23 protein-coding genes are annotated in these 24,379 nt (G+C 68.5%); 20 read left to right on the top strand and 3 right to left on the bottom strand.

Features of this window, described 5'->3' with window-relative positions:
- Positions 1-60: 60 nt before the first annotated feature.
- The 8 genes from ABD655_RS09525 (at position 61) to holA (ending at position 9,319) form a co-directional block, all read left to right on the top strand.
- A complete protein-coding gene (locus ABD655_RS09525) occupies positions 61-690 on the top strand; it encodes an MEDS domain-containing protein (protein WP_344713487.1) in 630 nt (209 codons plus the stop codon).
- Between the two features lie 65 nt (positions 691-755).
- On the top strand, positions 756-1,664 hold the full coding sequence (locus tag ABD655_RS09520; protein WP_344713486.1) for a helix-turn-helix transcriptional regulator: 909 nt from the start codon (positions 756-758) through the stop codon (positions 1,662-1,664).
- A gap of 155 nt (positions 1,665-1,819) precedes the next feature.
- The gene (locus ABD655_RS09515) at positions 1,820-3,040 is read left to right on the top strand and encodes an epoxide hydrolase family protein (RefSeq protein ID WP_344713484.1); all 1,221 of its coding nucleotides are present in this window, start codon (positions 1,820-1,822) and stop codon (positions 3,038-3,040) included.
- 20 nt (positions 3,041-3,060) lie between these two features.
- On the top strand, positions 3,061-4,056 hold the full coding sequence (locus ABD655_RS09510; protein WP_344713482.1) for an alpha/beta fold hydrolase: 996 nt from the start codon (positions 3,061-3,063) through the stop codon (positions 4,054-4,056).
- Positions 4,034-5,110: a thioredoxin family protein gene (locus ABD655_RS09505; protein ID WP_344713480.1), complete on the top strand. Its 1,077-nt coding sequence runs from the start codon at positions 4,034-4,036 to the stop codon at positions 5,108-5,110. Before ABD655_RS09510 ends, ABD655_RS09505 begins: the two co-directional genes overlap by 23 nt.
- Before the next feature lie 132 nt (positions 5,111-5,242).
- A complete protein-coding gene (locus ABD655_RS09500) occupies positions 5,243-5,848 on the top strand; it encodes a ComEA family DNA-binding protein (protein ID WP_344713479.1) in 606 nt (201 codons plus the stop codon).
- An 81-nt stretch (positions 5,849-5,929) separates the two neighbouring features.
- Positions 5,930-8,272 carry a ComEC/Rec2 family competence protein gene (locus ABD655_RS09495; RefSeq protein WP_344713478.1) on the top strand — a complete coding sequence of 781 codons (2,343 nt, stop codon included), beginning with the start codon at positions 5,930-5,932 and terminating at the stop codon, positions 8,270-8,272.
- A 9-nt stretch (positions 8,273-8,281) separates the two neighbouring features.
- Positions 8,282-9,319 carry a DNA polymerase III subunit delta gene (gene holA / locus ABD655_RS09490; protein ID WP_344713477.1) on the top strand — a complete coding sequence of 346 codons (1,038 nt, stop codon included), beginning with the start codon at positions 8,282-8,284 and terminating at the stop codon, positions 9,317-9,319.
- 136 nt (positions 9,320-9,455) lie between these two features.
- Here holA and rpsT read toward each other — a convergent pair whose 3' ends face one another.
- Positions 9,456-9,716 carry a 30S ribosomal protein S20 gene (rpsT, locus tag ABD655_RS09485; protein WP_344713475.1) on the bottom strand — a complete coding sequence of 87 codons (261 nt, stop codon included), beginning with the start codon at positions 9,714-9,716 and terminating at the stop codon, positions 9,456-9,458.
- A 117-nt stretch (positions 9,717-9,833) separates the two neighbouring features.
- Positions 9,834-10,553 (bottom strand): alpha/beta fold hydrolase, encoded by a 720-nt coding sequence (locus tag ABD655_RS09480; protein WP_344713473.1) that lies wholly within the window; start codon positions 10,551-10,553, stop codon positions 9,834-9,836.
- A gap of 107 nt (positions 10,554-10,660) precedes the next feature.
- Here ABD655_RS09480 and lepA point away from each other — a divergent pair, with 107 nt between their 5' ends.
- From lepA to leuA, 12 genes are all read left to right on the top strand, one after another.
- Complete coding sequence (lepA, locus tag ABD655_RS09475) at positions 10,661-12,514, top strand: translation elongation factor 4 (protein WP_344713471.1); 1,854 nt, start codon at positions 10,661-10,663, stop codon at positions 12,512-12,514.
- A gap of 52 nt (positions 12,515-12,566) precedes the next feature.
- Positions 12,567-13,214 carry a DUF1990 domain-containing protein gene (locus ABD655_RS09470; protein ID WP_344713470.1) on the top strand — a complete coding sequence of 216 codons (648 nt, stop codon included), beginning with the start codon at positions 12,567-12,569 and terminating at the stop codon, positions 13,212-13,214.
- Positions 13,214-14,425 (top strand): radical SAM family heme chaperone HemW, encoded by a 1,212-nt coding sequence (hemW, locus tag ABD655_RS09465; protein ID WP_344713468.1) that lies wholly within the window; start codon positions 13,214-13,216, stop codon positions 14,423-14,425. Before ABD655_RS09470 ends, hemW begins: the two co-directional genes overlap by 1 nt.
- 92 nt (positions 14,426-14,517) lie before the next feature.
- Entirely contained in the window at positions 14,518-15,558 is a 1,041-nt protein-coding gene (hrcA, locus tag ABD655_RS09460) for a heat-inducible transcriptional repressor HrcA (protein ID WP_344713467.1), read from the top strand.
- Positions 15,559-15,612: 54 nt separating this feature from the next.
- Positions 15,613-16,728 carry a molecular chaperone DnaJ gene (dnaJ, locus tag ABD655_RS09455; RefSeq protein WP_344713465.1) on the top strand — a complete coding sequence of 372 codons (1,116 nt, stop codon included), beginning with the start codon at positions 15,613-15,615 and terminating at the stop codon, positions 16,726-16,728.
- 4 nt (positions 16,729-16,732) lie between these two features.
- Complete coding sequence (locus tag ABD655_RS09450) at positions 16,733-17,488, top strand: 16S rRNA (uracil(1498)-N(3))-methyltransferase (RefSeq protein WP_344713464.1); 756 nt, start codon at positions 16,733-16,735, stop codon at positions 17,486-17,488.
- A 40-nt stretch (positions 17,489-17,528) separates the two neighbouring features.
- Positions 17,529-17,876 carry an HIT domain-containing protein gene (locus ABD655_RS09445; RefSeq protein ID WP_344713463.1) on the top strand — a complete coding sequence of 116 codons (348 nt, stop codon included), beginning with the start codon at positions 17,529-17,531 and terminating at the stop codon, positions 17,874-17,876.
- Positions 17,877-17,925: 49 nt separating this feature from the next.
- Positions 17,926-18,954, top strand: coding sequence for a PhoH family protein (locus ABD655_RS09440; protein ID WP_344715786.1), 1,029 nt, complete (start codon positions 17,926-17,928; stop codon positions 18,952-18,954).
- A complete protein-coding gene (ybeY, locus tag ABD655_RS09435; protein WP_344713461.1) occupies positions 18,951-19,418 on the top strand; it encodes an rRNA maturation RNase YbeY in 468 nt (155 codons plus the stop codon). Before ABD655_RS09440 ends, ybeY begins: the two co-directional genes overlap by 4 nt.
- On the top strand, positions 19,415-20,758 hold the full coding sequence (locus ABD655_RS09430) for a hemolysin family protein (protein ID WP_344713459.1): 1,344 nt from the start codon (positions 19,415-19,417) through the stop codon (positions 20,756-20,758). Before ybeY ends, ABD655_RS09430 begins: the two co-directional genes overlap by 4 nt.
- Positions 20,758-21,717: a GTPase Era gene (gene era, locus ABD655_RS09425; protein WP_344713457.1), complete on the top strand. Its 960-nt coding sequence runs from the start codon at positions 20,758-20,760 to the stop codon at positions 21,715-21,717. Before ABD655_RS09430 ends, era begins: the two co-directional genes overlap by 1 nt.
- A 211-nt stretch (positions 21,718-21,928) precedes the next feature.
- Positions 21,929-23,689: a 2-isopropylmalate synthase gene (leuA, locus tag ABD655_RS09420; protein WP_344713455.1), complete on the top strand. Its 1,761-nt coding sequence runs from the start codon at positions 21,929-21,931 to the stop codon at positions 23,687-23,689.
- On the opposite strand, the gene ABD655_RS09415 is transcribed toward leuA, so the two are convergent.
- Positions 23,686-24,336, bottom strand: coding sequence for a hypothetical protein (locus ABD655_RS09415; protein ID WP_344713453.1), 651 nt, complete (start codon positions 24,334-24,336; stop codon positions 23,686-23,688). The two genes, leuA and ABD655_RS09415, sit on opposite strands and share 4 nt — an antisense overlap.
- Positions 24,337-24,379 lie beyond the last annotated feature (43 nt).

Raw genomic sequence — 24,379 nt, 5'->3', positions numbered from 1 at the left:
GTCGGCTAGTCTCCAGACTCCGGAACCCGATTTCGGCCGGTTCCCCGCTGGGACTCGAATATGGCACCTGAGAATGGTCGCGCGGCCGACCCGGTCACCTTCGCGGGCGGGGTGCTCGACCGATACCGTCACGTGTGCGCCTTCATGGATGGTCAAGGCGACGATGCTGTGCTCGATCCGTTCATCACCCAGGGCATCGATCGCGGCGATCGCCTGCTGTACGTGGTCGACCCCGCGGCATCCGCGGCGCCGGTCACCCGGATTCGGCACCTCGGGTACGACGCCGGCCAACTCCTCGAAGACCATCTCTGCGAGGTGCGGACCTGGTCCGACACCTATCTCCAGGGCGGCAGCTTCGACCAGGGGACCATGCTCCACCAGCTCGACCGGATGCTCGGTGGCGCTGATTCGCCCCGGATCCGGATGCTGTGCGACATGGGCTGGGCGATCGATCGGCCCGGCATCGCCGACCGTCTCATCGAGTTCGAAGCGCGGGCGAACTTCATACACGCCCGCCATGAGCATGTGGTGATCTGTGCGTACGACGCGACGAAGTTCGACGGCTCGTTCGTCATCGACATCCTGCGGACCCATCCGATGGTGCTGATCGGCGGGATCCTGCAGGAGAACCCCTTCTTCGTCCCTCCGTCCGAGTTCCTGAAGGAACGCAGCGCGACACTCGAGAACTGAAGTGAGTGGAGCCGACCTTGGACGCTGCGTCGGAGGGCGTCCCGTCTCGTTCCGGGGATGCCGCCATGCCGGCCGCCGATTCGCGTCGGTGGATGCGCGACCTGGGCGCATTGCTCGCGCTGCCGGCCATGTGGGTGGACCACGAGCCCCCTGAGATCGCTACCGGCCTGCTCAGCGTGCTGGCCGGCATCCTCCAGCTCGAGGGTGCGTACGCGCGCTTCGACGATCTCGCGCCGGCCAGCGTTCCCCTCGAGTGCTGGCGGCCCTCCGGACCGCGCAAACCCCCCGAATTCGAGCACGTCCTGAAAGCCGGCGCACCGGCGACGGGGATCACGACGACCTCCGTCCGCGTCGAGGGCAGCGTCGAGTTCCGCGTCACCAGCGTGCCGCTCGCGCTCCCCTGGGAGAGCGGCCTGGTGCTGGTGTCCTCCGAACGTGCGGACTTTCCGACGGCCATGGAGACGCACCTGCTGCGCATCGCGGTCAGCCAAGCGGCGATCGCGATCCACACCGCACGCCGCATCGGGCGCGAGCACGCTACGCGTGTTGCGGCCGAGGCCGCGCTTCGCCGGCAGAGCGAGCTGCTGCGCGCGCTGGCCGACGACGTCGCGCCCTCACTGGCGGCGTTGACGCGGCGGGTGCAGGAGGCGGCGGAGCTGCACGCCGACCTTGATTCGCTTCTCGTATCGCTGGGTGCTGACGCGGGTACGCAACCGGCGGGCGCCCCCGTCGATGATCTGGCGGCGCGGAACCCGCCGCCAGGCGCCGGCGCTTCGCCCCTGCCCGCGTTGACACGACGTGAGACCGAGGTTCTGGGTTTGCTCGCCCAGGGCCTCAGCAACAGGGAGATCGCCGGACTGATGTGGCTGAGCGACCGTACCGTCGAGCGCCATGTGACGAGCCTCTACCGCAAGATCGGGGTCGCCCGGCGCAGCGAGGCGACCGCCTTCGCGCTCCGTCACGGCCTCGCGTGACCGCGGAAGTCGTGGTGGCGACAGCGGTTGAGGGGTTGCCGACACGAGGATCGGCGCGCCGACGCAGACGTGGCGACTTTCGCGGACGCGGTCGGGGTCGCGTTGCGGGATGTTCGGGGTGCGGCACATCGCCGCTCAGTGCAGAGGAGACCACCATGACCATGACTGAGAACCGCGCCGGCGCCGGACAGCTTCGGGACGACGAATCGGTTCGTCCGTTCACTGTGCAGTTCACCGATGATGACCTCGATGACCTGCGTCGTCGGGTCCGGGAGACCCGCTGGCCGGAACGCGAGACGGTCGACGACGCCTCGCAAGGCGTTCAGTACGACGTCGCGCAGCAACTCGCGCAGCGCTGGGCGGACGGCTACGACTGGCGGGCCGTCCAATCGCGGCTCAACGAGCTGCCTCAGTTCGTCACGCAGATCGATGGGCTCGACATCCATTTCATCCATGTGAGGTCTGCCCATGAGGACGCTCTTCCGATGATCGTCACGCACGGCTGGCCGGGGTCGGTGATCGAGCAGCTGAAGATCATCGGTCCGCTCACGGACCCCACCGCGCATGGCGCGAGCGCGGGCGACGCGTTCCACCTCGTCATCCCGTCCCTCCCCGGACACGGGTTCTCGGCCAAGCCGACCGCACCAGGCTGGGACCCGATCAGGATCGCGAAGGCATGGGTGGAGCTCATGCGCCGGCTCGGATACGACCGCTACGTCGCGCAGGGCGGGGACTGGGGCAACGCCGTGACCGAACAGATGGCGCTCCTGACCCCTCCGGGTCTGATCGGGATCCACACGAACATGCCCGCGACGGTCCCGGACGCCATTCAGGCCGCACTGACCAACGGTGATGCTGCGCCCGATGACCTATCGCCGGAGGAGCGGGGCGCGTGGGACCAGCTGGCGTTCTTCTACGCTCACGGGCTGGCCTACGCCCAAGAGATGGGGAATCGGCCGCAGACGCTCTACGGGATCGCGGATTCGCCCGTCGGATTGGCCGCGTGGATGCTCGACCACGACGCCCGCAGCTATGAGCTGATCGCGCGGGTGTTCGCGGGCGAGACCGAGGGACTCTCACCGGAGGACATCCTCGACAACGTCACGCTGTACTGGCTGACGAATACGGCGGTGTCCTCGGCGAGGCTGTACTGGGAGAGCAAGCTCCCCTTCTTCGCTCCCAAAGGTGTGACGTTACCGGTGGCGGTGAGCGTCTTCCCCGACGAGATCTACGCGGCACCGCGCAGCTGGACCGCGCAGGCCTACCCGAACCTCATCCATTTCAACCGGCTCGATCGCGGGGGCCACTTCGCGGCGTGGGAGCAGCCCGAGCTGTTCTCCCAGGAGATGCGCGCCGCGTTCCGGTCGCTGCGGTGAGCCCGAGGGATGGTGAAACGGTGACTCACACACTCAGGTCCGCGGCGCCCACGACCAGCGGGACATTCGGCCCCCTCTTCCAGATCGACGCCGGCGAGATGAACATCGGCTTCGTCGACCTCGGACCGACGGACGGCCCGGCGGTCCTGCTCCTTCACGGGTGGCCGTACGACATCCACAGCTACGCCGACGTGGCGCCTCTGCTCGCGGCGGCCGGCTACCGGGTGGTGGTGCCACACCTCCGCGGGTACGGCACCACGCGATTCCTCTCGGCCGCGAGCCTTCGCAACGGGCAGCAGGCGGTGTTCGCGCTGGACGCCATAGCGCTGCTGGACGCACTGAAGATTCCGAACGCGGTCGTCGCCGGGTTCGATTGGGGGGCGCGAACAGCGAACGTCCTGGCTGCGCTGTGGCCGGATCGCTGCCGCGGCCAGGTCTCGGTCAGCGGCTATCTGATCGGCAGCCCGCAGGCCAATCAGAACCCGCTGAACCCGACCGCCGAGCTGAGCTGGTGGTACCAGTTCTACTTCGCCACCGAGCGCGGCCGTCGGGGTTATGAACAGTACCGGAGCGAGTTCGCGCGGCTCATCTGGCAGACCGCCTCGCCGCGCTGGAGCTTCGACGAGGCGACATTCGATCGGAGCGCGGCGGCATTCGAGAACCCGGATCACGTCGACATCGTCATCCACAACTATCGGTGGCGACTCGGCCTCGCCGATGGGGCATCCGCGCACGACGATCTGGAGCGACGTCTGGCTGAGCGGCCGCGGATCGGGGTTCCGACCATCACGCTCGAAGGCGACGCGAACGGGGCTCCGCACCCGGACGCCGCGACGTATCGTCCGTTGTTCGACGGTCCGTACGAGCATCGGATCATCGACGGGGGAGTCGGGCACAACCTCCCGCAGGAAGCACCGCGGGCGTTCGCCGATGCTGTCATCGACGTGGACGGGATCGCGGCGGCACGGAGCACATCGACGAAGGGAGACGATGATGTCCGAACGACTCAGCAGTGAGATCGACGACGGAACGGTGCGGCCCGCCGACCGCGGGGGGCTGTTCCGCTCGATCGCCCATCGGCTCGCCGGGGATACGGAGGTGCTCCCGATCGAGGGGCGTCTGCCGTCCTTCGACCGGGCGACCGGATGGCTCAACTCCGAGCCGCTGACCCCAGCCGCACTCCGGGGCCGTGTCGTGCTGGTCGACTTCTGGACCTACACCTGTGTGAACTGGCTGCGCACCCTCCCGTACCTGGCGGCATGGAACCGCAAGTACACCGACGCCGGTCTGAGCATCATCGGCGTGCACACACCCGAGTTCGGTTTCGAACACGATGTGACCAACGTCAGGACCCAGGTGCAGAACCTCCGCGTCGACTACGCCGTCGCCGTCGACAACGACTACGGCGTGTGGGACGAGTTCGCGAACCACTACTGGCCCGCGCTGTACATCGCCGACGCGGAGGGACGGATCCGATTCCACCACTTCGGCGAGGGCGAGTACGAGCGAACCGAGATGGTGATCCAGCGGCTGCTCATCGACGCAGGGGCTGCGGGGGTGGATCGCGACCTGGTCCTCGTGGAACCGACGGGGCTGGAGGTCGGCGCGGACTGGCGCTCCCTGCAGTCCCCGGAGACGTATCTCGGATACGGCCAGAGCTCTGGATTCGCCTCCGACGATCCCGCGGCATACGACCGTCCCCGCGCGTACGCCGGCGCCGCGCGACTGCCGCTGAACTCGTGGGATCTCTCCGGGAACTGGACGGTGGCGCGGCACGCGGTCGTGGCTGAGGGCCCGGGCGGTCGGATCTCGTTCGCGTTCCATGCCAGGGACGTCAACCTCGTCATGGGGCCGGGGACTGCCGGAACGCGGATCCCCTTCCGGGTCCTGCTCGACGGCGAGGTCGTCAGCGAGAGTCGCGGAACCGATGTCGAGCCCGACGGGACAGGGTCGGTGGTCGACCAGAGGACCTACCAGCTCATCCGGCAGCCAGGGCCGATCACCGATCGCGTCTTCGGAATCGAGTTCCTCTCGCCCGGGGCGGAGGCGTACTGCGTCACGTTCGGCTGAGCGGCGGGCTCCCGCGAACCATCGGCGACCGGCCGCGCTCGGACTCCTCCCCAGAGGAGCGCGCGCCGTGAGCGTCCACGGAACCGGGCCGCCCGCGGATCGGTTCCCGCGGGCGGCCTTAGGTTCGGGCGTGTGTCGACTGCCGAGGGATCACGCGGGGCCGCCGCGAGCCATCGCACACGCCTCGGCCTCGGGGCCGCCGTCGTGGTGGTGCTGCTGGCACTGACCGTCACCGTCGGCATCGGGATCCTGCGAGGCGCGACAGCACCGGTCGAGTCCGTGACGGTCGCGGACGCCGGTGAGTCGGATGCCGCGCCTCCGGCATCCGTGTATGTCCACGTGTCCGGATCCGTGTCCGCGCCCGGCCTCTATGTGCTGCACGAGGGTGCCCGGGTCGTGGATGCCGTCGCGGCCGCGGGAGGGTTCGCGGCGGGCGCCGACGAGATGGCCGTCAATCTCGCCCGCCCGATCAGCGACGGCGAACAACTGCACGTGCCGACAGCGGGTGAGTCCGCCACCCTCGCGCAGACGACGGCCCCGGGCGACGGCCGGGTGAACCTCAACACCGCGCAGGTCGCAGAGCTGGACACCCTGCCGCGGATCGGACCGGCCTTGGCGGCGCGCATCATCGAGTGGCGGGACGCGAACGGGCGTTTCACGAGCATCGAGGATCTGCTGGCGGTCCCCGGTATCGGCGACAAGATGCTCGAGGCCCTCCGTGATCTCGTCACTGTGTGACGTGTGTCGACCTGACGGCGTGAGCGCGGCGGTGCGGTGGTGACCGGTGCGCGACGGCTGACGCATATCCGGCTCGTTCCGGTGACCGGCGCCGCATGGGTGTCGGCGGTGAGTACGACCTTCTTCCCCGCGTCGGCCGCACCCGCTGCGCTGACGCTGTGGGCCGCGTGTCTGGCGATGCTGGGGGTCGTGCTCTCGATCGCTCGGCGCCGCCGCGGATCCGCCGTACGGCGCCGACGACGGGCACGGGCGGCGGTGATCGTGACGCTCGTCCTCGCTGCGGCTGCGGGAGCGGCATCCCATGTCGCGTTCGCGCAACCGGCCCGCGACGAAGCGGGACGCTTCGGTCTCGGCGGCGGCAGAGCCGTGGTTCTCGGCGCCACGGTCGTAGGAAAGGTGGAAACGCGGGTCACCGGCGAGTGGGCGTTCGATGCGGTCGCGACGCGCATCGCCACCGGATCGGTCGCCGACGCCGTGCACATCGACATCACCGTCCGTGCGCAGCCCGCAGAGGTCGACCACCCGCGGCGGCTGGATGTCGGGTCCACCGTCGAGGTGCGCGGGACCGCCCGTGCCGCACCACCGGGCGATCGCGCGGTCCTCACGGTGACGGCCTCGCGCGGGGTGCACGTGCTCACGTCGCCGCAGGGGGTGCTCGCCGTCGCCTCCGAGCTGCGGCGCAGTCTCGTGCGCTCCGCGGCGGGACTGCCGCCGCCCGGCGCGGGGCTGATCGCGGGTCTGGCGGTCGGCGATACATCCGCGGTGTCGGGGGAGCTGGACGCGGCGATGAAGCGGTCCTCGCTCTCGCATCTGACCGCGGTCTCGGGGGCGAACTGCGCGATCGTCGTCGGCCTCGCCTTCGCCGCCGCCGCGGCCGCCGGCGGATCGCGTCGCACGCGGATCGGAGCCGGCTCGGCGGCGCTGATCGGCTTCATTCTGCTGGTCACCCCCGAGCCGAGTGTCGTCCGGGCGGGCGCGATGGCCGGCATCGCCATGCTGGGCGTCCTGCTCGGTCGCACGGGCGTCGGCATGGCCGTGCTCTCGCTCGCGGTCACCGCGCTGCTGATCGCTGATCCCTGGCTGGCGGCGTCGCTGGGTTTCGCGTTGTCCACGGTTGCCACCGCCTCGCTTCTGCTGTTCGCCCGGCCGCTCGCGACCGGACTGGCGCGATGGATGCCGCGCGCCCTGGCGCTCGCGCTGTCGGTGCCGCTCGCAGCGCAGCTGGCCTGCGGCCCCCTGCTGGTGGCGATCACCCCGAGCGTTCCGCTTTACGGGGTGGTGGCCAACCTTCTGGCCGCGCCCGCGGCACCGTTCGCGACGGTCGTCGGGTTGATCGCATGCTTGACAGCCCCACTGCCGTGGGTGCAGTCCGGCCTGACCGCGATCGCCTGGCTTCCGGCGTCCTGGATCGCCGGGACCGCGACCACGTTCAGTGCGCTTCCGGGCGGCCAGCTCCCATGGTGGGAGGGCTGGCCGGGCGTGCTCTCCCTGACCCTCACCAGCACCGCGATCGGGATCATGGTGGCAGTCCCACCGGCGGGATCCGGACTCTTCCGCGGGCTGCGCCGCGTCTGTGCTCTGCTGCTGGCGGTCGTGACGGGGGTCGCGGCAGGCGGAGCCGCCCTCGCGACGGCTGCCGGAGTCTGGACCTTGCCTTCGTCGTGGACTGTCCTCGCGTGCGATGTGGGACAGGGCGATGCCGTACTGCTCCGCTCCGCGGGGGCGGTGGCGCTGGTGGACGTCGGCCCGGATCCGGCCCGCCTGGAGGAGTGCCTGTCGCGCGCCGGCGTGCAGCGCATCGACCTGCTCGTACTGACTCACTTCGACCTCGACCACGTGGGGGGTGTGGCGGCGGTCCTCGGGCGCGTCGGAACAGCTCTGCACGGTCCGGCGGAATCGCCCGCGGCCGCGGCGGTGCTCTCCCGCCTGGAGAGTGCCGGTGCGCGGACGGTGCCTGCCCGCGCGCATCTGACCGGGACCCTCGGCGATGCCCGGTGGCGCGTACTCTGGCCCCCTCCGCGCAGCCACGCGTTCGCGGAAGGCAACGACGCGAGCGTCGTCCTGGACGTGCGCGGTGGGGGCGTGCCCGCCGCGCTCTTCCTCGGCGACCTCTCCGCCTCTCCGCAGAGCGCCCTCGTCGCCTCGGACGCGTTGGCCCCGCCGTACGACCTGGTGAAGGTCGCCCACCACGGGAGCGCCGATCAAGACCCCCGCCTGTACGGCGTCGCCGAGCCCGCGGTCGCCCTGGTCACGGTGGGTCAGAATACGTACGGGCATCCTCGCTCAGAGATCCTGGACGTCCTGAGCGGGCTCGGGGCGCGGATTGCACGCACCGACCGCGCAGGACTGATCGCGATATGGCGTGCCGGTCGGGCTCTGCTGGTGTGGCGCGAGCGCGGAGGCGACGTCCCAGCCGCTGGGTAGGCTGGGGGGATGGCGACGAGCGCGCGACGAACCCCCGCGAGCCGGGCGCGGACGACCATCCCGCAGGTGTCCTGGCGCGCGCCGCAACCGGCGCCGATCGTGCTGGTCTCCGGCCCTGAGGAGATCTGTGCCGAGCGGGCCATCGCGGGGATCCGCGAATACCTGCGCGCCGAGGACCCGAGCCTCGAGGTCACGGATCTGCGCGCGGACGACTACGAGGTGGGCACCCTGCTGGCGGTGACTTCGCCGTCGCTGTTCGGTGAGCCGCGCCTCGTCCGGGTCACCGGTGTCGAGAAGTGCTCCGACGCGTTCCTTGCCGAGGCGGTGTCCTACCTCGCGGTACCGCAGGACGGCGCGACGGTCGTGCTCCGCCACACCGGAGCCTCCGTCCGCGGCAAGAAGCTCCTCGATGCCGTCCGTGCCGGTCAGGGCGGCGGGATCGAGATCGCCTGCCCCGCCGTGAAGCGCGACTCCGACCGGTTCGACTTCGCGGCAGGTGAGTTCTCCGCCGCGCGCAAGCGCATTGCACCGGGGGCGCTGCGCACGCTCGTCTCGGCTTTCGCGGATGACCTCACGGAGCTCGCTGCCGCGTGCCAGCAGCTCATCTCGGATGTGCCGGGCGACGTGACCGAGGCGGTGGTGGAGCGGTATTACGGGGGGCGGGTGGAGACCTCGGCGTTCGCGGTGGCCGACACCGCGATCGCGGGCCGCTATGGAGACGCGCTGGTCTCGCTGCGCCACGCCCTCGCATCCGGCGCCGACCCGGTGCCGCTGGTCGCGGCCATCGCCTCCAAACTGCGGACGATGGCACGGGTCGCCGGCAATCGGGAGTCTTCGTCGGCCCTCGCCGCCCGACTCGGGCTGAAGGATTGGCAGGTCGACCGCGCCCGCCGCGATCTCTCCGGGTGGTCCGACGCGTCGCTCGGGATTGCGATCCAGGCCGCCGCGCGCGCGGATGCCGAGGTCAAAGGCGGCTCGCGAGACAGCATCTTCGCGCTGGAGCGCCTGATCACCGTCATCGCCACCAAGGCACCGTACGGTTCCTGAGTAGGCGCGTAAGCGCCGTATCGAAGGGCGGTTCCGAGTAGGCGCGTCAGCGCCGTGAGTAGCGGACAAGACGAAAGCCCGCCCCCGAAGGGACGGGCTTGTCGTGAAAGCTGCGCTCAGAGCGCCGCGACCTGCGTCAGAGTGAAGCGACCTGCTTCGCCATGGACGACTTGCGGTTCGCGGCCTGGTTCGCGTGGATGACACCCTTGCTGGCTGCCTTGTCGAGCTTCTTGGTCGCCTTCGCGAGAGCCTTCTCGGCGGCGGCCTTGTCACCGGCGGCGATGGCCTCGCGGGTGCGACGCACCTGCGTGCGCAGCTCGCTCTTCACGGCCTTGTTGCGCTCATGCGCCTTGTCGTTGGTCTTGTTGCGCTTGATCTGCGACTTGATGTTTGCCACGTTTGACGACGGTCTTTCGTTCGGAGGAATCGATCTGAAGTGTCGAGTGACAGAAGAGGGCTGTCGCACGACGGTCGTGAGGGAATGAACCCACACGCAAGCCGATCACCGAGTCTATCAGGTCTGTTCGATCGTCGTGATCGCGAGGGCGAGCAGAGCATTGAAGACCCGAGGCCGCATCGCGCTGACGAGATGGCTCGTCCGCGGCACCACGATCAGCTCGGCGTGCGGCGCGATCCGCTGGAACAGCCTCTCATTCAGTCGAAGCTGGTCGTACTGCCCGTTGACGAACCAGAGTGGGACGGTGATCCGCGCCAGCGCCCCGAGCAGATCCAGCACGGACAGGCTCCGCAGCGCGGTGTCCTGGGTATCGAACGCGTACCCGCCGGCGCCGAAATCGGCGCGGGTCTCGGGAGGGAGCGTCTTATCCAGCATCCGATTCGTGAACCACATTCCGCGATCGGGGAGAGAGTCGAAACCGCGTGCGAGCACGCGGTAGGTGCTCAGACCGAGACCGCGGGGAATGGAGGTGCACGACGCGGCGACGAACCCCGCGACGGGCGGGGCCTCCTTCCGACCGGCGTATTCGATGCACAGGAGTCCGCCCATCGAATGCCCGACGAGCAGCACCGGCCCGCGGGTCGCGGCATCTCTGACCGCCGCGTCGATGGTCGCGAACGCCGATGCGAGCGTGAACTCCTCGGACATCCGGCTGCCATGACCGGGCAGGTCCAGCGCATTGGCCGGGTTTCCGCGGGCCTGAAGGGCAGCCACCTGCGCGCGCCACATCGTTGCAGAGGTCCGGATGCCATGCACGAACACGACCTGAACGACCATCCGCCCAGGATATTGCCGGACCCGCGTGCGGTCCGCGCACTGTTCGGGGCAGGGTTCGCGGTGCCGGGGAGAGATCGTGGCGCGATCGGGCCGTAGAATGGCCCCATATGTCACCGCGCGCCCTGAACTCACTCGAGCCGTCCGCGACCCCGCCGGAGCTGATACGCAACTTCTGCATCATCGCTCACATCGATCACGGCAAGTCGACCCTCGCCGACCGCATGCTGCAGATGACCGGTGTGGTCTCCGACCGCGATATGCGGGCACAGTACCTCGATCGCATGGACATCGAACGTGAGCGCGGCATCACGATCAAGAGCCAGGCGGTACGGATGCCGTGGCAGCTCGACGGTGTCACGCACGCATTGAACATGATCGACACCCCGGGCCACGTCGACTTCACGTACGAGGTCAGCCGTTCGCTGGCCGCCTGCGAGGGCGCGATCCTGCTGGTGGATGCGGCCCAGGGCATCGAGGCACAGACGCTGGCGAACCTCTATCTCGCCCTTGAGAACGATCTGCAGATCATCCCGGTGCTGAACAAGATCGACCTGCCGGCCGCCGATCCCGAGAAGTACGCCAGGGAGCTTGCCAGCCTCATCGGCGGCAAGCCCGAGGATGTGCTGCGGGTCAGCGGCAAGACCGGCATGGGCGTGGAGGAGCTGCTCGATCAGGTCGTACGGCAGATCCCGGCCCCTCAGGGCGATCCGAGCGCGCCGACGCGCGCGATGATCTTCGACTCGGTCTACGACTCGTATCGCGGCGTGATCACCTACGTGCGGATGATCGACGGTTCTCTCAGTCCCCGCGAGCGGATTCAGATGATGTCCACCCGTGCCGTGCACGAACTGCTCGAGATCGGCGTCTCGTCTCCCGAACCGACGCCGACCAGGGGCCTCGGCGTGGGCGAGGTGGGCTACCTCATCACCGGAGTGAAGGACGTCCGTCAATCCAAGGTCGGTGACACCGTCACCAGCGCCGCCAAGCCCTCGAAAGACGCGCTGCCCGGGTACACCGATCCGAAGCCGATGGTCTTCTCCGGCCTCTACCCGATCGACGGCAGCGACTACCCGGTGCTTCGCGAGGCCCTCGACAAGCTGAAGCTCTCGGATGCCTCCCTCAACTACGAGCCCGAGACCTCGGTGGCGCTCGGCTTCGGATTCCGCTGCGGGTTCCTGGGCCTGCTGCACCTGGAGATCGTCTCGGAGCGCCTCGAACGCGAATTCGGTCTTGACCTCATCTCGACGGCGCCGTCGGTCACCTACGAGGTGACCACCGATGACGGCACGACCTACACCGTCACGAACCCCAGCGAATTCCCGTCCGGTACGAAGATCGCGAGCGTGACCGAGCCGATGGTCAAGGCCGCGATCCTCGCGCCGAAGGACTATGTCGGCACGATCATGGAACTGTGCCAATCCCGCCGAGGCACGCTCCTGGGCATGGAGTATCTCGGTGAGGACCGTGTCGAGATCCGCTACACGATCCCGCTCGGCGAGATCGTCTTCGACTTCTTCGACCACTTGAAGTCCAAGACGGCCGGCTACGCCTCACTCGACTATGAGCCCAGCGGAGACCAGGCGGCCGACCTGGTCAAGGTCGACATCCTGCTGCAAGGCGAGCCCGTCGACGCGTTCAGCGCGATCGTGCACCGCGACAAGGCGTACGCATACGGCGTCCTCATGACGGAGCGACTGAAGAAGCTCATCCCGCGCCAGCAGTTCGAGGTGCCGATCCAGGCGGCGATCGGCGCCCGCATCATCGCACGTGAGTCGATCAGGGCCATGCGCAAGGACGTGCTGGCCAAGTGCTACGGCGGCGACATCACCCGCAAGCGCAAGCTCCTCGAGAAGCAGAAGGAGGGCAAGAAGCGCATGAAGATGGTCGGCCGCGTCGAAGTCCCTCAGGAGGCGTTCATCGCCGCGCTGTCGGGGGACACCGAGACCAAAGACAAGAAGTAGTTCCTGGTGGCATCCGATCGCGCCTTCAGGAACCCGAAGTAGGCTGGAATCCATGCGCCGCGGCACCTTCAGGGACGAGACGGTCGACTATGCCGCCGTCGGGGCGACCCAGGCGGCAGATCTGATGCACTACCCGCCCGAGCGAAGCCTGCCCGCGGAGGAGTCGTGGCGGATCGGCAGCGGCCAGGCGCGGTTCGAGAGCGCGGGCGACGCGCTCCTGTCGTGGGGTGCCCAGCGCGGCGCAGGTCTCGAGCTGAGCGATGTGCGTCCTGCCGCGGGACCGATGTACTCCGGTGTGAGCTTCGACGCAGAAGGCCATCCGCTCGCGCCGAGCAAGCTCGAGGCCGATCAGCGCTTCGACTCGGACGGAACGCCCTACGTCGGCCCCGGGACCACCGTCCGCGTCGACGGTCGCATCCGCGGGATGAGTGCGGACGCGGAGTTGCGGGTCATCTTCTCGATCGAGGAGCCGCGGCGGGTCGGGTTCGCGCTGGGCACGGTCGGTGACTCGGTCGTCAGCGGCGAAGAGTCCTTCATGGTGCAGTGGTACGACAACGATGAGGTGTGGTTCACCGTGCGCGCCTTCGATGCGCCCTCCGCGCTGCTGTACCGCGTCTTCCCGCGGCTGGTCCGGCGCCGGCGTCGTGAGCTGTTCACGCGCTACCTCCGCGCGATCTCGCCGCTGTACACGACTCCCTGATGGGCTCGGCGCTCCCGCTCGGTGAGCCCGTGCCGCGGGACGGGTCGCTTGAGGTCGCGATCGACCCGACAGCGCAATTCGGGGTGTATCTCCACGTGCCGTTCTGCCGTGTGCGATGCGGGTACTGCGATTTCAACACGTACACCGCGGACGAGCTGCGCGGTGCGCGCCAGGACCAGTACGCCGACACCCTCCTGCGTGAGGTGCAGCACGCCCGGCACGTGCTTTCCGACATCGGGCCGATCCGGCCCGCCGCCACCGTGTTCTTCGGCGGCGGCACACCGACGCTGCTGCCCCCCGGCGACCTGGCGCGCATGCTCGACGGTGTTCGCGCCGCGTTCGGTGTCCAGCCGGATGCCGAGGTGAGCGTCGAGGCCAACCCCGACACCGTGACCGACGCGACCGCGACGGCGCTCGCTGCCGCCGGGGTCACCCGGCTGTCCATCGGCATGCAGTCGGCGGTCCCGCACGTTCTGGCGGCGCTGGATCGCACCCACGCACCCGCCAACGTCCGCACCGCGGTCGAGGCCGCGCGCGGCGCGGGACTGGATGTGAGCCTGGATCTGATCTACGGCGCCCCGGGCGAATCGCTGGAAGACTGGCGCACCTCCCTCGAGGCGACTGTCCTCCTCGAGCCGGATCACATCTCCGCGTATGCGCTGATAGTGGAGGAGGGCACCAAGCTCGCCCGCCAGATCCGTCGTGGCGAAGTGGTTACGCCGGACGACGACCTTCAAGCGGACATGTACGAGCTCGCGGACGACCTTCTGGGCAGCGCCGGCTACGAGTGGTACGAAGTGTCCAACTGGGCCCGTGACGCGGCGCACCGATCGCGTCACAACATGGCGTACTGGCAAGGTGCGGATTGGTGGGGTTTCGGTCCCGGCGCCCACAGCCACATCGCCGGCGTGCGGTTCTGGAACGTGAAGCACCCCGCCGCGTACGCGCAGCGACTGGCGGCCGGCGAGTCTCCCGCGGCGGCACGCGAACGACCGGATGCCGCGGCCAGCGCTCTGGAGAGCGTTCTGCTGCGCACCCGGGTCCGTGAGGGTCTGCCGATCTCCGAACTGCGGGGGGAGGGACGGCACGCGATCGCTGCCCTGATCGCCGATGGTCTGATCGAGGGCTCGGCGGCGGTGCACGGCCGCGTCGTCCTGACCCGCCAGGGTCGTCTGCTTGCGGACGCCGTGGTGCGCGCGCTCACGGACTGACGAGCCTCCCGCTCCCGTCCTCGACGATCCGGTAGAATTGGCACTCAGTTCGTGGGAGTGCCAATTCGGCCGTGAGCGCGTAGGGAGGCGAAATGGTCACCGATCGAGGCCTGCAGGTGCTGCGGGCGATCGTGCAGGACTTCGTCGACACACGTGAACCCGTCGGCAGCAAGGCCATCGTCGAGCGTCACGCCTTCGGGGTGTCCGCCGCGACGATCCGCAACGACATGGCCCTGCTGGAGGACGAAGAGCTCATCGCGGCGCCGCACACGTCGTCGGGGCGCATACCCACCGACAAGGGCTATCGCGTTTTCGTCGACCATCTCGCCGAGGTGCGTCCACTGTCGCCGGCTCAGCGCAGCGCGATCTCGGCCTTCCTCGACGGGCCCGGCGACCTCGATGACGTGCTCGTGCGGACGGTACGCGCCCTGACTCAGCTGACCGGCCAGGTCGCCATCGTGCAGTACCCCTCTTTCGCGCGGGCGACGATCTCACACGTCGAGCTCGTGCAGCTCGGGGGCGGGCGCATGCTCGTGATCCTGGTCACCGACACCGGCCGGGTATCGCAACGGCTCGCGTTCGTGCGCGACGAGTTCGACGATGACGATCTGGCACGAGTGCGCACCGATGTCGCCACGCTGCTCGTGGGCAGACCTGTGCGTGAAGGCGCCCAGCGTGTCGAAGAGCGCCTCGCACGGCAGGACGCCGTGCAGTCCCCTCAGGATGTCGCGACCGAGGCGATCGTGCGGGTCCTCGCCGAAGAGCTCGAGGAGTTCCGTCACGACCGGCTCGTGATGGCCGGCGCGGCCAACCTGGCTCGGAGCGAGTCCGATTTTCGCGGAAGCATCTACCCGCTGCTCGAGGCCATCGAGGAGCAGGTCACGCTCATGAAGCTGATGAGCGAGATGGTCGCCGACGACCACGGTCTGGCTGCCAGCATCGGACGCGAGAACGAGCCTTTCGGCCTGGGCGAGGCCTCGGTCGTGGCAAGCGAGTACGACGCGACCGGCGCTCGAGCCCGCGTGGGTCTGCTCGGCCCCACGCGGATGGACTACCCGACGAACTTCGCGGCGGTGCGTGCCGTCGCGCGTTATCTCACCCGGATGCTCGACGAAGACGAGAGTGCCCGCTGACGCGGCATCCGGAATCAGACGATCCCGCGCTCTGCGCGGGCAGGAAGGCAATTTGTGGTCGACCACTACGAGGTCCTCGGAGTCGCGCGCGATGCGACTGCGGATGAGATAAAGAAGGCGTACCGGCGTCTTGCACGACAGCTTCATCCCGATGTCAACCCGGGGGATGATGCGTCCGAGCAGTTCAAGCTCGTGACCCACGCGTACGACGTCCTGAGCGACCCGGATCAGCGGGCGCGTTATGACGTGGGCGGAAACGAATCGCCGTTCGGTGGCGGCGCCCAGGGCTTCGGGGGCTTCGGGGACATCTTCGAGACGTTCTTCGGGTCCGGCGGCGGCCAGCGGGCCGGAAGGCCGCGGTCCCGTCGCGAGCGCGGACAGGACGCGCTGGTCCGGGTGACCCTCGATCTGAAGGACGTCGTGTTCGGCGTCCATCGCGACATCGATGTCGACACGGCGGTGCTGTGCGACACGTGCCACGGATCGTGCACCCAGCCCGGCACCTCTCCCGTCACGTGCGACATCTGCCACGGTTCGGGCCATGTGCAACGGACCGTGCGGAGCCTCCTGGGCAACGTCGTCACCAGCCAGCCCTGCGGGTCCTGCCAGGGGTACGGCACGACGATTCCCTACCCGTGCGCCACCTGCCAGGGTCAGGGCCGCGTTCGTGCCCGACGCACGGTCTCCCTCGACATCCCCGCAGGGGTGGAGACGGGTCTGCGCCTGCAGCTTCCCGGATCCGGCGAGGTCGGCCCCGCCGGCGGACCGAACGGAGACCTCTACATCGAGGTCACCGTCTCTCCCGACGAGGAGTTCAGCCGTGACGGTGACGACCTGCTCGCCACGCTCGAAGTGTCGATGCCCGATGCCATCCTCGGAACCACCACCACCATCGAGTCACTCGACGGACCGGTCGACTTGGAGATCCGCGCAGGCGTACAGGGCGGCGATGTCCTGACGATCAAGGGTCGCGGCATCACTCCTCTTCGCGGCACACAGCGTGGCGACCTCCGCGTCGGCGTTCACGTCGTCACCCCCACTCGACTCGACGCGAAGGAGCGCGCCCTGGTCGAGGAGTTCGCAAAGCGGACCAAGTCCCCGCCGCCGCGACTCGCGGAATTCCACCAGGGGCTGTTCGCGAAGCTGCGCGACCGCTTCCGGAACGGCTGACGCCATGGCCCTCCACTTCCTGCTGCCGTCGGACACGGTCCAGAACGGCGCGGTGGATGTGCAGGCCGGTGGCACGATCGTCCTGACCGGCGCCGAGGCGCATCACGCGGCGTCGGTGCGCCGAGTGCGCATCGGCGAGGACGTGACGGTCGGCGACGGGCGGGGCACATGGCTCACGGGGGAGTGCGAAGCAGTGTCGCCGCACGAGGTCGTCGTGCGGATCACGGCGCGGACCGAGATCCCGGCTTCGTCGCCTCGCATCGTGCTCGCGCAAGCGCTGGCCAAAGGCGATCGGGACGAACTCGCGGTCCAGGCCGCGACCGAGCTCGGAGTCGACGAGATCGTTCCGTGGCAGGCTGCCCGCAGCGTTTCGCGGTGGGACTCGGCCAAGGCCGATAAGGGACGCAACCGGTGGGCGGCGATCGTGCGCGAAGCGGCCAAGCAGGCGCACCGTGCGTGGCTGCCGGATGTCACGCCGCTGGCGACGGCCGCCGGTCTGGCGTTGCGGGCCGCGGCATCCCGTGTCGTGGTGCTCGCACCCTCTGCAGATGTGCGTCTGACCGATATCGGCATCGACCCGGCCGAGACGCGCGAGGTGATCCTCGTCGTCGGGCCCGAAGGCGGCATCGCCCCGGACGAGCTGCTGCTCTTCCAACGCAGCGGAGCGACCGTGGCGCGGCTGGGGGACACCGTGCTGCGCACCTCGACCGCCGGTCCTGCCGCGTTGGCGGTCGTCAACGCCGCGCTCGGCCGCTGGTGAGCGCCCGCCGCAGGGAATGGGCCGCCGGTAGACTGGTCCGATGAGCGAACCGTCGATCTTCACCCGCATCCTCAAGGGCGAGATCCCCTCCGAGATCATCGCCGAGACGGAGAACGCGTTCGCGATCCGAGACATCGCCCCCCGCGCGCCGGTGCACCTCCTGGTCATCCCGAAATCCGGCGAGTACCGCAACGTGGTTGAGCTCGCTGCGGGGGATCCCGACCTGCTTGCCGAGCTGATCGGCCTGGCGAACTCCGTTGCCGCGGAGCATGCGGGCGGCGATTTCCGCCTGGTCTTCAACACGGGCTCCGGCGCGGGCCAGACCGTTTTCCACGTCCACGGACATGTGCTGTCCGGCGACCTGACCGAATCGAGCCTCGGTGGCTGACGAATCCGACGAGACCGCCGTGGAACGCCTGTACGCGGACGGGGTCGCGATGGTTCAACTTCTGGGCCCCCAGGACCGGCTGCTGCGAGTGGTGGAGCGCGAGCACCCCGCGGTCGACGTGCACGTGCGCGGCAACGAGATCACCTTGACCGGGGACGCCGCGGCCGTCGCCGCCGCGCGCGGCCTCGTCGAGGAGCTCTTGGCCATGACCAAGGCCGGCCACGCGCTCGGACCCTCCGATGTCTCCTCGTCCAACCGGATCCTCCAATCCGAGGGCGGCCCGCGCCCCTCCGAAGTGCTGGGCGAGGCCATCCTGTCCTCGCGGGGACGCATCATCCGGCCGAAGACCCTCGGACAGAAGTCGTACGTCGACGCGATCGAAGAGAACACGATCGTCTTCGGGATCGGCCCCGCGGGCACCGGCAAGACGTATCTGGCCATGGCCAAGGCCGTGCAGGCGCTCCAGCGCAAGGAGGTCAGCCGAATCATCCTGACCCGCCCCGCGGTCGAGGCCGGCGAACGGCTCGGCTTCCTGCCCGGCACCCTCAACGACAAGATCGACCCGTACTTGCGGCCCCTCTACGATGCCCTCAACGAGATGATGGATCCTGAGCTCCTGCCCAAGCTGATGGCGAGCGGCACCATCGAGGTCGCACCCCTTGCCTACATGCGTGGACGGACGCTGAACGACTCGTTCGTCGTCTTGGACGAGGCGCAGAACACGACCCCGGAACAGATGAAGATGTTCCTCACCCGCCTGGGGTTCGGCACCCGCATGGTCGTCACGGGCGACATCACGCAGATCGATCTTCCGCAGGGCGCCTCGGGGCTGCGCCTGGTCACCCGTGTGCTCAACGGCGTCGAGGACATCCACTTCGCCTATCTCACCAGTGAGGACGTCGTGCGCCACAACCTGGTCGGCCGCATCGTCGACGCCTACACCGAGTACGACGAACGCCGCCTCGCTACCCGTCGTGAACGGGATGAGGCGTCCGAGTTCGCCAACCGCGCCGAGCGGCACGGTGGCGTGCGGTCCGCCGGCCCTCGGGATCACTTTCCCAAGCGGGGCCGGTCATGACGATCGAGATCGGCAACGAGTCCGGCTTCGCGGTCGATGAGACCGTGCTGCTTCGACTGATGGAGCACAATTTCGCCGAACTGCACGTGAGTGCTGACGCCGACGTGGCCATCCTTCTGGTGGACGAAGGTGCGATGGAGGCGCTGCACGTCCAGTGGATGGACGAGCCCGGTCCGACGGACGTCCTGAGCTTCCCGATGGACGAACTGCGCCCCGGCACCGAGGAGATGCCGACCCCGGCAGGGCTGCTGGGCGACATCGTGCTGTGTCCTCAGGTCGCCGAGACGCAGGCTGTGTCCGCCAAGCACTCCACGGTGGACGAGCTGATCCTGCTCACCACCCACGGCCTCCTGCATCTGCTCGGCTTCGACCATGCCGAGCCCGAGGACAAGCGCGAGATGTTCGCGTTGCAGAACGACCTGATCATGAGTTTCCACGTCGCCGAGCGACGACGGCGCGCATGACCGCAGCACTGCTCCTCGTCGCCGCGGTCCTGCTGATCGCGTTCGGCGCTCTGATGGTCGCGATCGATGCGGCCATGAGCGTCACCTCTCGCGCCGATCTCGCGGAGCTGGGTGAGAACGGACGCAACGCCGCAGCGCTGCGGAAGATCGCGATCGATCCCGACGCCCACGCCAACGCGGTCGTGTTCATCCGCATCCTCGCCGAGACAGGCGCCGCCGTGCTCGTGACGGTCGCCTTCACGATCCTGTTCGAGAACATCTGGTGGGCGATGCTGGCGGCCGTGGTCATCATGACCGGGGTCTCTTTCGTGGTGGTGGGTGCCAGCCCGCGCACGGTCGGACGCCAGCACGCGAAAGGGCTGCTGCGCAGCGCGGCTCCGGTCATCCGCGGGGTGCGCATCCTCCTCGGACCGCTGGCGCACGGACTCGTCGCGCTCGGCAACCGGGTGACCCCCGGCGTCGCCCGCGGCTCGTCGTTCGCCTCCGAAGAGCAGCTGCTGAGCATCATCGATGAAGCGACCGAGAACGACCTCATCGAAGAGGACGATCGCGAGCTCATCCACTCGGTGTTCGACTTCACCGACACGTTCGTGCGAGCGGTGATGGTGCCCCGCACCGACATGGTCACCGTGGACGCGGCGGCCTCGACGCGCGAGGCGATGACGACTTTCCTCGAGAAGGGCGTCTCACGCATTCCGATCGTCGACGACGACGCCGACGATGTCGTGGGTGTCCTGTATTTGAAGGATCTCGTGCAGTTCGGCTTCCGAGACGAAGCCGGCTGGCGCGATGCGCCGATCAGTCGCATCGCGCGTCCGGCCGTCTTCGTGCCCGAGTCGATGAAGGCCGAGACGCTGCTGCAGCAGATGAAGCGCGAAGCGGTGCATGTCTGCCTCGTCGTGGACGAGTACGGCGGCGTGTCCGGGCTCGTGACGCTGGAGGATCTCATCGAAGAGCTGGTCGGAGACATCTCGGACGAGTACGACCCGCGTGCCGATGAGGTGGTGGAGCTCGAACCGGGCAAGTACCGGGTCAGCGCGCGGCTCGGGCTGGACGAGGTCGGTGACCTGTTCGGACTCGAGCTCGAGGACGAAGACGTCGACTCGGTCGGCGGTCTGCTCGGAAAGGCTCTCGGCCGCGTGCCGCAGCCCGGCGCGACGGCGGAGTACGGGGGACTGGTACTGACCGGGGGCGCGTCGCGCGGCCGGGGTCGGGGCCTGGCGACCGTGTTCGTGGAACGGAGCGCGCCGTCCCGCGCCGCGGACGAAGTCAACGGCGGTCGCTTCCCGCGCACCGGCGAGATCGGCGTCGCCAAGAGCGGCGCCAAGAGAGGCGAATGATGCCCAGCGAGCCCGCAGAGGCCCCGGCCGACCCCGAGTCGGCGCGAACCTCCGAATTCAGGTCAGGACCCGATTTCCGGTCCGGCTTCGTCACCTTCGTCGGTCGCCCGAACGTCGGCAAGTCGACCTTGACCAACGCCCTGGTCGGCGAGAAGGTCGCGATCACCAGCGACAAGCCGCAGACCACCCGCCGGGCGATCCGCGGCATCCTCAACAGACCGGACGGTCAACTCGTGATCGTGGACACCCCCGGCATCCACCGACCCCGCACCCTTCTGGGCGAACGGCTCAATCACCTCGTGGAGCAGGTGCTGGGCGACGTGGACGTCATCGGCTTCTGTGTGCCCTCCACCGAGAAGGTCGGCCCCGGAGACCGCCGGATCGCGCAGTCCCTCGACGGGTACCGCCGCGCGAAGAAGGTCGCGATCGTGACCAAGACGGATGCCGCATCCCGGGAGCAGATCACCGAACGGCTGCTCGAAGTCGATGCCCTGCGCGACGACTGGGATGCCGTGATTCCTCTCTCGGCGCTGACCAACCAGCAGCTGGACGTGCTGACGCGCGAGCTGCTGTCGTTGATGCCGACCGGACCCGCGCTGTACCCCGCGGGAGTCGTCACGGACGAGTCCACCGATGACCGCATCGCGGAGATCATCCGCGAGGCTGCCCTGGAGGGCGTCCGCGACGAGCTTCCGCACTCGATCGCCGTCGTCGTGCAGGACATCGCGCAGCGCGAGGACTCCGACCTGACCGACATCTTCGCGGACATCGTGGTGGAGCGCGACAGTCAGAAGGCGATCATCATCGGTCACAAGGGCTCACGGCTGGCAAGCGTCGGCGCCCGGTCACGGGCCGGGATCGAGCCGCTCATCGGTTCCCGCGTCTACCTGTCTCTGCACGTACGGGTCGCAAAGGAATGGCAGCGCGACCCCAAACAGCTGGGGCGCCTGGGGTTCTGAGAGCGGCCCGCTGTTCTGCGCGCCGCCTCCCGTGACCGCGCAGCCCCCCGAGTCCGAGATTCGCGAGCGCGCAGACCGCGGGTGTAACCTTTTGCTATGCGCTTCGGCCGGCTCCTTCTTAGCCGCCGCGACGAGTCCTCGATCTAGGGCCCTCCTCGTCGCGGAGCTTGGTGTTGGCCCGCCTCATCTGACGAGAGAGCAAGCGACGAACATGGACAACAATCAGACGCCTTCGGGCATGCCGATCCACAAGTACCGGCCCTACCACGAGCAGATCGCGGTTCATCTGCCCGATCGCACGTGGCCCGACGCCCGTATCACCGCCGCGCCGCGCTGGTGCGCCGTCGATCTGCGCGATGGAAACCAAGCGCTCATCGACCCGATGAGCCCCGAGCGCAAGCGGATCATGTTCGATCTGCTGGTGGGCATGGGCTACAAGGAGATCGAAGTCGGCTTCCCTTCGGCCAGCCAGACGGACTTCGATTTCGTGCGCCATCTCATCGAAGATGACGCCATTCCCGACGACGTCACCATCCAGGTGCTGACGCAGTCGCGTGAACACCTGATCGAGCGCACGTACGAGTCGATCGCCGGCGCGAAGCAGGCGATCGTCCATCTGTACAACTCCACGAGCATTCTGCAGCGCGACGTGGTGTTCCGCACCGACAAGCAGGGCGTCATCGACATCGCCCTGGACGGTGCGCGCCTGTGCCGCCAGTTCGAGCAGCGCATTCCCGACACGAAGGTGTACTACGAGTACTCGCCCGAGAGCTACACCGGCACCGAGCTCGAATTCGCTGTGGACGTGTGCAACCAGGTGATCGAGATCTTCGAGCCGACACCCGAGCGCAAGGTCATCATCAACCTGCCGGCGACCGTCGAGATGGCGACGCCGAACGTGTACGCCGATTCGATCGAGTGGATGAGCCGTCACCTCGCCCACCGCGAGAACGTGATCCTCTCCCTGCACCCGCACAACGACCGCGGCACAGCGGTCGCCGCCGCCGAACTCGGCTACATGGCCGGGGCCGACCGGATCGAAGGGTGCTTGTTCGGCAACGGTGAGCGAACCGGGAACGTCGACCTGGTCGCTCTGGGCATCAATATGCTGACGCAGGGGATCGATCCTCAGATCGACTTCAGCGACATCGATCACGTCAAGCGCACCGCCGAGTACTGCAATCAGCTGCCCGTGCACGAGCGTAGCCCCTGGGCCGGGGACCTGGTCTTCACCGCCTTCAGCGGGTCGCATCAGGATGCGATCAAGAAGGGGTTCGAGGCGATGGATGCGCGGGCTGCGGCGGAGGGCGTCTCGGTGGACGAGCTCGAGTGGGCCGTGCCCTACCTGCCGATCGACCCGAAGGACCTGGGACGTTCGTACGAGGCCGTCATCCGCGTCAACTCGCAATCCGGCAAGGGCGGGGTCGCGTATCTTCTGAAGAGCGACCACGCGCTGGACCTGCCGCGCAGACTGCAGATCGAGTTCTCCGGAGTCGTTCAGGCCAAGACCGATGCCGACGGCGGCGAAGTCACCAGTGATCAGATCTGGCGGATCTTCACCGACGAGTACCTGCCGGCCGCCGTCGCCGACGAACGCTGGGGACGCTTCGAGCTGCACTCCACGCGCACTCAGAGCGACCTCGCGGGCGATGTGACCCTGGAAGTCTCGCTGCGGGACGGCGAGGACAGAGTCGAAGCCGCCGGCCATGGCAACGGACCGATCGCGGCGTTCCTGCAGATTCTGCGCGAGCGCGGCTTCGACGTGTCGCTGTACGACTATGTCGAGCACACCCTCAGCGCGGGCGGTGACGCTCAGGCCGCCGCCTACGTCGAACTCCAGGTAGAGGGTGAGCGCCTCTGGGGCGTCGGCATCGACGGGGACATCTCGACGGCGTCGCTCAAGGCGATCGTGTCGTGCGTGAACCGCGCGATCCGAACGAAAGAGTCTGCCGACGAGCTCGCCGTCGTCTAGACGGCAGGAGCCGACGCGACGCCGGCCGGGTCGTCGCGTCGGCTGAGCAGGGCTGCGGCCAGGAAGCACAGCGCACCGAGGAACGTGCCGGCGTTCGCCCAGAACTGGCTCACCGGATTCGACGTCTGCGGGATCACGAAGGCACCGATCGCCGATAGTCCGAAGAACACCGAACCGGCCATATTGAGCCACGTGCACCGCCAGCTGCGTGCTTTCGGATCCCAGAGGCCGTCACGGTCGGTCGTCGCGACCACCGCGAACGCGCTCGCGACCAGGAAGCAGATCGATCCCCACGCGTCCGGACGCCACCCCGAGCCGACGCGGGTGGTCACGTTCATCGCGGTGATGAGCGCGGCGGTGGTGCTCAGGTTGAACAAGAGGGTGCCGACGAACTGCACGGCGGCCGCCCACCAGTCCGCACGATTGGCGCGCGTTCCGCCGCGGCGGGGCGGACGCCGTCCGCTCAGCGCCAGTTGGATCAGTGCGGCGAGGGTGAAGAAGATCGCGCCGACGAAGAATGTCAGGTTCGCGATCACATCGCCGACGGCATCCGCGTAGAACGGCACAGCTCCGACGGCGAAGAAGATCGACCCGATGGCGAAACCCCACGCCTCCCGGCGCAGGCGGACACGGCGATCCGGTCTCATGACCCGAGCGTAGGGGCCGCGGTCGAGGCGAACGTCACCCGTA

It is taken from the genome of Microbacterium terregens, from assembly GCF_039534975.1.
Taxonomy (GTDB): Bacteria; Actinomycetota; Actinomycetes; order Actinomycetales; family Microbacteriaceae; genus Microbacterium; species Microbacterium terregens.
This window is presented reverse-complemented; position numbering and strand designations above follow the sequence as displayed.